The 10,346-nt window shown below is 66.3% G+C and carries 9 protein-coding genes; 7 read left to right on the top strand and 2 right to left on the bottom strand.

Annotated features, from left to right (window positions below; genetic code table 11):
* Positions 1–159 precede the first annotated feature (159 nt).
* Positions 160–1,797, top strand: coding sequence for a tetrathionate reductase family octaheme c-type cytochrome (locus CEF10_RS04150; RefSeq protein ID WP_198586142.1), 1,638 nt, complete (start codon positions 160–162; stop codon positions 1,795–1,797).
* Positions 1,790–2,449 carry a cytochrome b/b6 domain-containing protein gene (locus tag CEF10_RS04145; RefSeq protein WP_101066585.1) on the top strand — a complete coding sequence of 220 codons (660 nt, stop codon included), beginning with the start codon at positions 1,790–1,792 and terminating at the stop codon, positions 2,447–2,449. The genes CEF10_RS04150 and CEF10_RS04145 overlap by 8 nt, the downstream gene beginning before the upstream one ends.
* 141 nt (positions 2,450–2,590) lie before the next feature.
* On the opposite strand, the gene CEF10_RS04140 is transcribed toward CEF10_RS04145, so the two are convergent.
* The gene (locus tag CEF10_RS04140) at positions 2,591–3,160 is read right to left on the bottom strand and encodes a YcbK family protein (RefSeq protein WP_101066580.1); all 570 of its coding nucleotides are present in this window, start codon (positions 3,158–3,160) and stop codon (positions 2,591–2,593) included.
* Positions 3,161–3,495: 335 nt separating this feature from the next.
* Between CEF10_RS04140 and CEF10_RS04135 the strand changes: the two genes are divergently transcribed.
* Genes CEF10_RS04135 through CEF10_RS04120 form a run of 4 tightly spaced genes read left to right on the top strand, consistent with a single transcriptional unit; the run spans position 3,496 to position 7,714 of the window.
* Entirely contained in the window at positions 3,496–5,094 is a 1,599-nt protein-coding gene (locus CEF10_RS04135) for a L,D-transpeptidase family protein (protein WP_101066696.1), read from the top strand.
* Between the two features lie 26 nt (positions 5,095–5,120).
* Positions 5,121–6,212 carry a UDP-3-O-(3-hydroxymyristoyl)glucosamine N-acyltransferase gene (lpxD, locus tag CEF10_RS04130; RefSeq protein WP_101066577.1) on the top strand — a complete coding sequence of 364 codons (1,092 nt, stop codon included), beginning with the start codon at positions 5,121–5,123 and terminating at the stop codon, positions 6,210–6,212.
* Between the two features lie 33 nt (positions 6,213–6,245).
* The gene (locus tag CEF10_RS04125) at positions 6,246–6,506 is read left to right on the top strand and encodes an acyl carrier protein (RefSeq protein WP_101066575.1); all 261 of its coding nucleotides are present in this window, start codon (positions 6,246–6,248) and stop codon (positions 6,504–6,506) included.
* The gene (locus CEF10_RS04120) at positions 6,503–7,714 is read left to right on the top strand and encodes a beta-ketoacyl-[acyl-carrier-protein] synthase family protein (RefSeq protein ID WP_101066571.1); all 1,212 of its coding nucleotides are present in this window, start codon (positions 6,503–6,505) and stop codon (positions 7,712–7,714) included. The genes CEF10_RS04125 and CEF10_RS04120 overlap by 4 nt, the downstream gene beginning before the upstream one ends.
* An 88-nt stretch (positions 7,715–7,802) precedes the next feature.
* On the opposite strand, the gene CEF10_RS04115 is transcribed toward CEF10_RS04120, so the two are convergent.
* A complete protein-coding gene (locus tag CEF10_RS04115) occupies positions 7,803–8,378 on the bottom strand; it encodes an invasion associated locus B family protein (protein ID WP_101066568.1) in 576 nt (191 codons plus the stop codon).
* A gap of 403 nt (positions 8,379–8,781) precedes the next feature.
* On the opposite strand from CEF10_RS04115, the gene CEF10_RS04110 reads away from it, so the two are divergent.
* Complete coding sequence (locus CEF10_RS04110; protein ID WP_101066565.1) at positions 8,782–10,323, top strand: helicase HerA-like domain-containing protein; 1,542 nt, start codon at positions 8,782–8,784, stop codon at positions 10,321–10,323.
* Positions 10,324–10,346 lie beyond the last annotated feature (23 nt).

Below are 10,346 nucleotides of genomic sequence, written 5' to 3'. Positions count from 1 at the left end.
CCACCTGCGACAAAGATAATTCAGGAAATGTTTGAAAATAAGGGGACCGTCCGGGCAGCGGGCCGATGTTGCCGCGTTTGAGTTAGATCAAGGCGGTTGCGGAAATTACATTCGATGTTCAGAATATCACGGAATGACACACGGAGGGAGGACACCACCGTGACGAACGCCAAGAGACCCACGCTCTGGCCCTGGCTGATGGCCGCCATCGTTGCCGCAGCGCCGCTCGCCGCGCAGCAGGCGGACGACGCCGGGTCGGCCAGCACGGCGGATCACTCGAAGTTCGAGGCCTTGCAGAAGGATTTTGCCTCCGGCCCCGAGGTGACCGAGGCCTGCCTGAGCTGCCACACCGAGGCCGATGACCAGGTGATGCACTCCATCCACTTCAAATGGGAGTACGAGCATCCCGAGACCGGCCAGCTTCTGGGCAAGCGCAACGTCATCAACGCCTTCTGCGGCAGCGTCGCCGGCAATGAGCCACGGTGCACCTCGTGTCACGCCGGCTACGGCTGGGACGACATGCGCCAGAGTTCGGCCCAGGCGCAGGCGACGCCCGACTGCCTCGTCTGCCACGACCGGTCCGGCCAATACACAAAGACCGCAACGGGCGCGGGGCATGTCCCGCTCGACCCGGTGCCCGAGGGCGCCAAGACGATCACGGGCAAGAAGGCCTGGGCCGTGGACCTGTCGGAGGCCGCGCAGAGCGTGGGCCAGCCCACGCGCGCCAACTGCGGCAGTTGCCACTTCTACGGCGGTGGCGGGGACAACGTGAAGCACGGCGACCTGAGCTCGGCACTTTACGAACCCCCGCGGTCGGTCGACGTGCACATGTCGCCCGACGGCGAGAACTTCACCTGCTCCGAGTGCCACGTGTCGGACCGGCACGAATGGGCCGGATCACGCTACAACGTGCAGGCCACCGACCCGCACGGCACCGGCAAGCCGGGCGAGAAGCGGCGCGTGGCCACCTGCGAAAGCTGCCACGGCAACGAACCGCACCCGGTCACGCTGAAGGGGGTGAAGCTCAACGACCATACCGACACGCTGGCCTGCCAGACCTGCCACATCCCCGAGATGGCGCGCGGCGGCGTGGCCACCAAGACGTGGTGGGACTGGTCGACCGCCACGAAGATGGACGAGGCGGGCAAACCCTACAGCGAATCCGACTTCGTCGAATCGGACGGCGACCACCGGCACACCTACATCTCGAAGAAGGGTGATTTCCGGTGGGAGGAAAACGCCAAGCCGATCTATGCCTGGTTCAACGGCCAGGTCGAATACACGACCGCCGACCGCAAGATCGATCCCGACGAGGTCGTCGAGATCAATCCGCTGCACGGCACGCCCGATGGCGCCGACAGCCGGATCTGGCCGTTCAAGCGCATGGCCGGGCGCCAGCCCTATGACAGCGCACGCAACGAACTGGTCTACAGCCACGTCTGGGGCCCCGAGACCGACACCGCGCTTTGGACGAACTACGACTGGTCCAAGGCGATCGCCGCGGGCATGGAGGCCGCGGGCGAGGAATACTCGGGCGAGTACGGCTTCGTGGACACCTACATGTACTGGCCGACCACGCACATGGTGGCGCCCGCCGAGGACGCGCTTGATTGCGAATCCTGCCATGCGGAGGACGGGCGCATGGCCGGGCTGACCGGCGTGCACATGCCCGGGCGCACGCCGTTCACCGCCGCGGGTATCTTCGGGCTTGTGATGGTGCTGGCCGCCCTGGGCGGCGTGATCCTGCACGCGATTGTCCGGCTGACCACCGGCGGGAAAGGGGGCGATCATGGCTGAACGCTACGTCAAGGTCTATCCGCGGTTCGAACGGTTCTGGCACTGGTCGCAGATGGTGCTGATCCTGGTGCTGCTGTTCACCGGGCTGGGGCTGAACGGGCTGCACGACATCGTGCCGTTCGGCCCGGCGGTGATGGCGCACATCGTGGCGGCCGGACTGCTGATCCTGCTGTGGATCTTCGCGATCTTCTGGCACTTCACCACCGGCACATGGGTGCATTACGTGCCGACGGGGCAGGGGCTCTTGCGGGTCGCGCGGTTCTATGTCTACGGCATCTTCAAGGGTGAAAAGCACCCCTTCCGCAAGGCGTACTGGCGCAAGCACAACCCGCTGCAGGCGCTGACATACCTGGCGCTCAAGCTGATCCTGTTCCCGGCGGTCTGGATCACCGGGGTGCTGGCGCTGACCTACAACTTCTGGGAAACCGCGCCCGAGGCGACCTTCTGGGCCGGGCTGGTGTCGAACATCCACCTGCTGGCGGCCTATGCCATCGCCGCCTTCGTGATCGCGCATGTCTACCTGCTGACCGTCGGTCACAGCTTCCGCGAACACGTCAGGCCGATGATCACGGGCTTCGACAAGATCGACCTGACGCCGGAGGAAGAGGCCTATCTCCAGGCCGACGAGCCGGCCCGGATCCGGCCGCGGTGAGGCCGCGCGCCGCCGCGGGGCGGTGTCCGTCGCCTTGTCGGACGGGGCGGACGCCCTTGCAAGTGAAAACCCCGCACGGTCCGGACCGTGCGGGGTTTCGTGATGCCACCTGAGAGAAAGAGAGATGCGGGTGGCGAAGCGTCAGCGGCCCCAGCTGCGGACCGGGCCGCAATCCATGTGAACGAAGTTGCTGCCGGAATACCGTCCGACACCGCCGCCATGGCACGCCATCGCCGCCCGGTACATCTGGTTGACCGAGCGGGAGTTGAGCCGCACGTCGGCCGCCTGGCCGTAAAGGTGCCGCGAGTTCTTCGCCACCCCGCTGGAGCGACGCCGCAGCATCTTGTTGGTCGCCGGGCTGCGGTAGCCCGACAGCAGCATGTAGGGTTCGTCGACCTCCAGCAGGTTGTGCGCCGCGGCGAGGATGTCGATCGTGCGCGTGTCGATCTCCTTGACCTCGTCGGTGCGCCAGTCCCGCATGAAGACCGTGATCTCGCGGATCGCATCGCGAATGTAGTCGCCCTCGATCCAGTAGATCATGTTGAGTTGCTCGCCGGTGCGCGGCGAGGTCATCTTGAGCCGCCGGACATCGCCCGCGCCGCGCAGGAGGCCGAAGGCGTTGGAGTATGTCGGGGCTGCCGTGACAGCGGTTGCCGCGAATGCACCCAGTAGGGCGCGACGCGTCACGCTGCGGGATTTGTGTTCGGTCATGTTTCGCGCCTGTCCCGTCGCTTGCCGTTGTTTCGCCGCGTTACCGCGGTCTTCCATCCACCCCCAGGATGCACCGGTTTTATGACATATCGGGAATCATCGACCAAGCCCGGTGCGTCGAAAAACGACGGTTTCAAGGAATTTCGGCGGTATTTCGCGCAAAAGCCGCCTGTGTGGCCACTTTGCCCGCTTCGATGCAGGAACGCCCCGCTTCGGCACGAACCGACACCCTTGCAATGTCGTTGAACAAAATTTGAGTGGACAAGCAGTGCGCGCGCGCGGAAAAATCGTGCTCGACCTAGTCGTCTGGCACCTGGATTTGCATGGGGTATTCGATGTTCGCCGTCTTTCGCACCTACCTGACCCGCTTGACCGCCCTCACAGCGCTGTATGTCATCGCCCTGCCGGCCGAGGCCCAGGTAACCGCCTTCAAGCAGGCGGTCGCCGAGGGAGCGGCGCAGAACCCGTCCGTCGCGTCGTTCTACCAGGCGCGCGACTACGAGGGAATCTGGACCGACGAATCCGAAGTGCACCGCGCGCGCCGCGCCGCGCTTCTGGAAGCGATCGGCATGACGGCGGCGCACGGGCTGCCCGCGCGCCGCTACGACGCGGACGGTCTGCTGGCAGCCATGCGTTCGGCCGACACGCCGCGCGAGCTGGGCTTTCTGGAGGCGCGCCTCAGCCTGACCTTCGCCCGGCTGGCACAGAACATGCGCACCGGCGCGCTCAAGCCCAAGCAGGTGGTCAACGGCATCAAGCGCGAGATTCCCTACCGCAGCGCGAAGCTCAACCTCGAGGTGTTCACGCGGGCCAGCCCCCGCGCGTTCTTCCGCGCGCTTCCCCCCCAGACAAACGAGTATGCACGGCTCATGAAGGCCAAGATGCGGCTTGAACAGGCCCTGGCCGAGGGCGGGTGGGGCCCGACCGTGCCGGCACGTGCCATGAAGCCGGGCCAGCAGGGGCGGGCCGTCGTCGCGCTGCGGGATCGGCTGATCGCCATGGGCTACCTCGACCGCGGTGTCAGCCGCCGCTACGACTCGCGCCTCGAAGGTGCCGTGCTGCGCTTCCAGCAGGACCACGGGCTGAAGGCCGATGGCGTGGCCGGCGGTGACACGATCCGCGAGATCAACACGCCGCTGCGCGAGCGCCTGCAATCGGTGATGGTCGCGATGGAGCGCGAACGCTGGCTCAACCGCGACCGCGGCAAACGCCACGTGCTGGTGAACCTCACCGATTTCAGCGCACGCATCGTCGACGATGACCGCGTGACCTTCCGCACCAAGGCGGTGGTGGGGATGGATGTGCCCGACCGCGAAAGCCCCGAATTCTCGGACGTCATGGAACACATGGTCATCAACCCGACATGGAACGTGCCGCGCTCCATCGCCGTGAACGAATACCTGCCGCAAATGCAGGCCAACCCCGGCGCGGCCAGCCACCTGCGTCTCTACACCGCCAGCGGACGGCAGGTCAGCCGGGCATCGGTGAACTTCAACGCCTACACGCGCAACACCTTCCCGTTCAACCTCAAGCAGCCGCCGTCGCCGCGCAATGCGCTGGGGCTGGTGAAGTTCATGTTCCCCAACCGGCACAACATCTACCTGCACGACACGCCGGCCAAGCACCTTTTCCAGCGTGACCGCCGTGCCTACAGCCACGGCTGCATCCGGCTGGAGCAGCCGTTCGAGTTCGCCTACACGCTGCTTGCGCGGCAGATGGAAAACCCCAAGCCGTTCTTCCACAGGATCCTCGACACGGGCCGCGAAACGCAGGTGGACCTGGAAAAGCAGGTCCCGGTGCACATCATCTACCGCACGGCCTTCACCACCCCGCGCGGGCAACTGCAATACCGCGATGACATCTACGGGCGTGACGGCAGAATCTGGCAGGCGTTGTCCCGCGCAGGGGTTTCGCTGCGGGGCGTTCAGGGCTAAACCCTCCCCGACCCGAGGGGAGACAGATGTCCTACACGATCGCGCAAATCGCCGAAGCCCTGGGCACGCGGGCCTGCGGCGCCACGGACCTTGCAGTGACCCACGCGGCGGAACCGGCCGACGCGGACGCGGGCGCGCTGGCGCTGGCCATGAAGCCCGAGTATGCCGAGGATCTCGCAAAGGGCGCCGCGCGGGCTGCCCTGCTGTGGGAAGGGGCCGACTGGCAGGCTCTGGGACTGGACGCCGCCGTTCTTGCGCCGCGGCCACGCTACGCGATGTCCGGGCTGACCCGGATGATGGACACCGGGCAAGACCGCACCACGGGCATCCACCCCTCGGCCGTGATCGACGAGACGGCCCGGCTGGGCGAGGGCGTCAGCGTCGGACCGCTGGCGGTGATCGGATCCGGCGCGGTCATCGGCGCGGGCACCGTGATCGGGCCGCAGTGCTTCGTCGGCGCGCAGGCACGGATCGGCGCGGGCGGGCTGCTGCGCGAAGGCGTGCGGATCGCCGCGCGGGCCGTGATCGGGGCGCGGGTGATTGCCCAGCCCGGTGCCGTGGTGGGGGGCGACGGCTTTTCCTTCGTCACGCCGGAGGAATCGGCCGTCGAGCGGGTGCGCGACACGCTGGGCGACCGTGGCGAGACCCGCGGCCAACCCTATGCGCGCATCCATTCGCTGGGCTCGGTGCGGATCGGGGATGACGTGGAACTGGGGGCGAACTGCTGCATCGACCGCGGAACGATCCGCGACACGGTGATCGGCGACGGCACCAAGCTCGACAACCTCGTGCAGATCGGCCACAACGTGAACGTCGGCCGTGACAGCCTGCTGTGCGCGCTCACGGGCATCGCCGGCTCCACGCGCATCGGGGACAACGTCGTTCTTGCCGGCCAGACCGGGGTCGGTGACAACCTGTTCATCGGCGACAACGTGATCACCGGCGGCGGAACCAAGGTGCTTGCCAACGTGCCCGCCGGCCGCGTCGTGCTGGGCTACCCGGCTATGAAAATGGACAGCCACATCGCGACCTACAAGGGATTGCGTCGCCTGCCGCGGCTTTTCGCGGATGTCGCGGCGCTCAAGAAAGCTGTTTTCAAGCAGGACGCGAGCGACTAAATCCACGGCAGCGAGCGCAAGAGGACGGGATAGATGGAAGTCAAGGACCGCGTCATCGAGATCATCGCCGAACAGGCGGTGCTCGATCCTGCCGACGTCACCATGGACAGCACGCTGGACAGCCTCGGGATCGACAGCCTCGGGCTTGTCGAAAGCATCTTCGCCATCGAGGAGGCATTCGATATCTCCGTGCCGTTCAACGCCAACGAGCCCACCGAAAGCGATTTCGACATCTCCTCGGTCGCCGCCATCGTGAAAGGCATCGAGAAGCTCGTGGAAGACCAGAAATCGTGAAACGCGTCGTCATTACCGGGGCGGGGTCGATCAATTCGCTCGGCCACACCGTGCCCGAAACGCTCGCTGCCATGCGCGAGGGCCGCTGCGGCATCACCGAGCTGGATTTTCGCGATGTCGAGCGGCTCGCGATCCGCATCGGCGGGCAGGTCAAGGGGTTCGAGGCCGACAAGCGGTTCAACCGCCAGCAACTGGCGCTCTACGACCGTTTCACGCAGTTCACGCTCGTCGCCGCGCGCGAGGCGATCATGCAGTCCGGGCTGGAATTCAGCGGCGAACTGGCCGCGCGTGCGGGTGTGGTGCTGGGCAACTCGGGCGGCGGGATGACCACGCTCGACGAGAACTACCGCTCGGTTTACGAGGACGGCAAGAACCGGGTGCATCCCTTCGTGGTCCCCAAGCTGATGAACAACGCGGCGGCCAGCCACGTGTCGATGGAGTTCAACCTCAAGGGGCCGAGCTTCACGGTGTCGACGGCCTGCGCGTCATCCAACCATGCCATGGCGCAGGCCTTCCAGATGGTGCGGACGGGCATGACGCCCGCGATGATCACCGGCGGGTCGGAATCCATGCTGTGTTTCGGCGGCGTGAAGGCCTGGGAAGGATTGCGCGTGATGTCGCGCGACGGGTGCCGTCCGTTCAGCGCCAACCGCAACGGGATGGTGCAGGGCGAGGGCGCGGGCGTCTTCGTCTTCGAGGAATACGAGCACGCCCGCGCCCGCGGCGCCGAGATCCTGGCCGAGGTGGCCGGCTACGCGATGTCCTCGGACGCGGCAGACATCGTGATGCCGTCCAAGCAGGGCGCCTCGCGGGCGATGGCCGGTGCGCTGCGCGACGCCGGCATCCCGCGCGAGGAGGTGGGTTACATCAATGCGCACGGGACGGGGACGGCGGCCAACGACAAGACCGAAAGCGCCTCGGTCGCGGATGTTTTCGGCCCCCACGCCGACAGCCTCATGATCTCGTCCACCAAGTCGATGCACGGCCACCTGATCGGCGCCACCGGCGCGGTGGAACTGCTGGCCTGCATCATGGCGGTGCGCGACGGGATCGTGGCGCCGACCATCGGCTATGACGAACCCGACCCGGAGTGTGCGCTGGACGTGGTTCCCAACGAAGCGCGCGAGGCGCCCGTCGAGGTGGCCTTGTCCAATGCCTTCGCTTTCGGGGGCCTCAACGCTGTCCTGGCACTGCGGCGCGCGCCGTGAGCACCGGCTTTGCAATCGGACAACCGTAAAGGGCGCCGCCCCTTGACCGGACGGCGCCCCTGCAAACACGAGCTGTTTGATCGGTGCCTCAGTTCCGAACGACCGACGCGTTCTCGTAACCGTCGGTGAAGCCGGTGAGTGAAACCGGAATGTTGATGTTCTGGTTCGGCGCCTGCGCGGGAACGATGCGCAGCGTTGCCTCCGCCCCGCGCTTGAACGCCTCGACGTCTTCGGACGTCAGGCCGATCCGCGCCATGCAGCCGACCTGGTTGCAGAACACGAACTGGTAGCTCTTGGCCTTGCCGTCATCCACCGCGATCTGCATGCCCTGCGTCAGCAGCGTGCCCAGGGGCACGATGACGGTGGCACCGGCCTCGGCCTGGCCACCTTCCGGCAGACGGAACACGCTGATCTCGGCAACAGGACGCTGCACATCCTCGTTCTGACGCAGCAACTGGTAAAGCTGGCAGGGGTCTTCCTCGGCCTCGCTGCGGAAACAGCGAAGCTTCCAGTCGCCGTATTCCTCCTTGATGTAGGTCGCCTCTTCGCGCTGCTGGACTTCCTCTCCCATCGAGAGTGTTTCGTCCGCTGCGTCCTGGGCGGAGACGGCTGCGCCCGTGACGAGGGCCGCAACAAACGTCAGTGTCGAAATGGTCTTTCGCATCGGTTCACCATTTGCTGAAGGAAATTGGATCACCAGCCACGTAACACGGCAAGTCGGGTCTGTCAGGCCAAAATCTGCCGCGCACCGTCGATCGTCAGGTGAGCGCCCGGCGCGCCGGAAGACGACAAAAAGGGGCGCGATGGCCCCTTTTTGCAATCCACTCCCTGCCAGACTGGCCGGCTTAGTATTTGGCCGGACGCTATGACAGTTACCGCTATCCGTCAACAGGCAACGCGGAACAATTTCCGCAAAAAAAGGGCCGCACCAAGACGGTGCGGCCAGTCTGACAGGGAGGAAGTCACCCCGGGGGAAGAGGACAAACCCCCGGATGAAAAACACACTAGCGGGCAATCGTTAACTTAGTATGGTCATGGCAAGGAAAAATCTTGCCGGAGGGCGGTGCATGCATTCCCGGGTTTTCATCGGCGGCGGCGGCAAGGATTACGCCGCGCCCCAGGCGCTGGCCCTGGGCATGGCCAACCGCCACGGGTTGATCGCCGGGGCAACGGGCACGGGCAAGACGGTGACCCTGCAAATCCTGGCAGAGGGGTTCTCGGCCGCCGGCGTTCCGGTGTTCCTGTCCGACGTCAAGGGCGACCTCGCCGGCCTGGCCATGCCCGGCGCCTCCGATTCCGGGCTTCATGGCGCGTTTACGGATCGTGCCCGCAGGATCGGCTTCGACGGCTATCGATACGAAAGTTTCCCGGTGACGTTCTGGGACCTTTTCGGCGTCCAGGGGCATCCGGTGCGCACGACCGTGTCCGAGATGGGGCCGCTGCTGCTGTCGCGGCTGATGGATCTCACGCCCGCACAGGAAGGGGTCATCAATATCGCCTTCCGCGTCGCCGACGAAGAGGGCATGCCGCTGCTCGATCTCGCGGATCTGCAGGCCCTGCTGACCTGGGTGGGCGAGCACGGCCGCCGACTGTCGCTGCGATACGGCAACGTCTCGCAGCGTTCCGTCGGGGCGATCCAGCGCCAGTTGCTGGTGCTGGAGAACCAGGGCGGTGCGCGGCTGTTCGGCGAACCCGCCCTCGACCTCGGCGACCTGATGCGCGTGGACGGCGAGGGGCGCGGGCGCATCAGCATCCTTGCCGCCGACCGGCTGATGCGGGCGCCGCGCCTTTATGCGACCTTCCTGTTGTGGCTGTTGTCAGACCTGTTCGAAACGCTTCCCGAGGTGGGCGATCCCGACAGACCGCGCCTGGTCTTCTTCTTCGACGAGGCACACCTGCTGTTTGACGATGCCCCCGATGCGCTGATCGACAAGGTGGAGCAGGTCGCCCGCCTGATCCGGTCGAAGGGCGTTGGCGTCTATTTCGTCACGCAGAACCCGGACGATGTGCCCGGCGACATTCTCGGCCAGTTGGGCAACCGCGTGCAACACGCGCTGCGCGCCTATACCGCGCGTGACCGCAGGGCCCTGATGCGCGCGGCGGAAACATATCGCCCGAATCCGCGTTTCGACACCGCCGACACGATTCGCGACGTCGGCGTGGGCGAGGCGGTGACCTCGATGCTCACCGGGGACGGCGCGCCGGGCGTCGCCGAACGCACGCTGATCCGCCCCCCGTCGTCGCGGCTCGGGACAATCACCGAACAGGAACGCGCCGGGATCATCGCGGGCTCGCCGGTGGCCGGGACATACGACCACCGGCTGGACCGTCATTCCGCCCATGAAATGCTGGCCGCACGCGCGACGGAGGCGGCACAGGCCGCCGAGGCGGCGGAAACGGCCGTGAGGGACAGGCCGGCGATGGCGCGCGAGTTCAATGCGGCACGGCGCTACACGGGCAGGAGAGTGGGCCGCTCGAGCGCGCAAGGCGGCACCTTCGGGGCGGAGATCGGAAATGCACTGCGCCAGGCGGTGGTCAGCGAACTGAAGGGCACCACGGGCCGGCGCATCGTGCGCGGAATCCTGGGCGGTCTGTTCAAGGGCCGCTGACCGGGCGGGGCGGGAGGCCGCCC

This window comes from Roseovarius salinarum (assembly GCF_002834145.1).
Lineage (GTDB): Bacteria > Pseudomonadota > Alphaproteobacteria > Rhodobacterales > Rhodobacteraceae > Roseovarius > Roseovarius salinarum.
The sequence above is the reverse complement of the archived record's forward strand: the minus strand, read 5'-3'. Positions and strand labels throughout refer to the sequence as shown.

Coding starts and splice junctions, on each gene's coding strand:
- CEF10_RS04145 (WP_101066585.1), top strand. CDS start 1,790: ATGGCTGAACGCTACGTCAAGGTCTATCCGCGGTTCGAACGGTTCTGG.
- CEF10_RS04140 (WP_101066580.1), bottom strand. CDS start 3,160: ATGACCGAACACAAATCCCGCAGCGTGACGCGTCGCGCCCTACTGGGT.
- CEF10_RS04135 (WP_101066696.1), top strand. CDS start 3,496: ATGTTCGCCGTCTTTCGCACCTACCTGACCCGCTTGACCGCCCTCACA.
- lpxD (WP_101066577.1), top strand. CDS start 5,121: ATGTCCTACACGATCGCGCAAATCGCCGAAGCCCTGGGCACGCGGGCC.
- CEF10_RS04125 (WP_101066575.1), top strand. CDS start 6,246: ATGGAAGTCAAGGACCGCGTCATCGAGATCATCGCCGAACAGGCGGTG.
- CEF10_RS04115 (WP_101066568.1), bottom strand. CDS start 8,378: ATGCGAAAGACCATTTCGACACTGACGTTTGTTGCGGCCCTCGTCACG.
- CEF10_RS04110 (WP_101066565.1), top strand. CDS start 8,782: ATGCATTCCCGGGTTTTCATCGGCGGCGGCGGCAAGGATTACGCCGCG.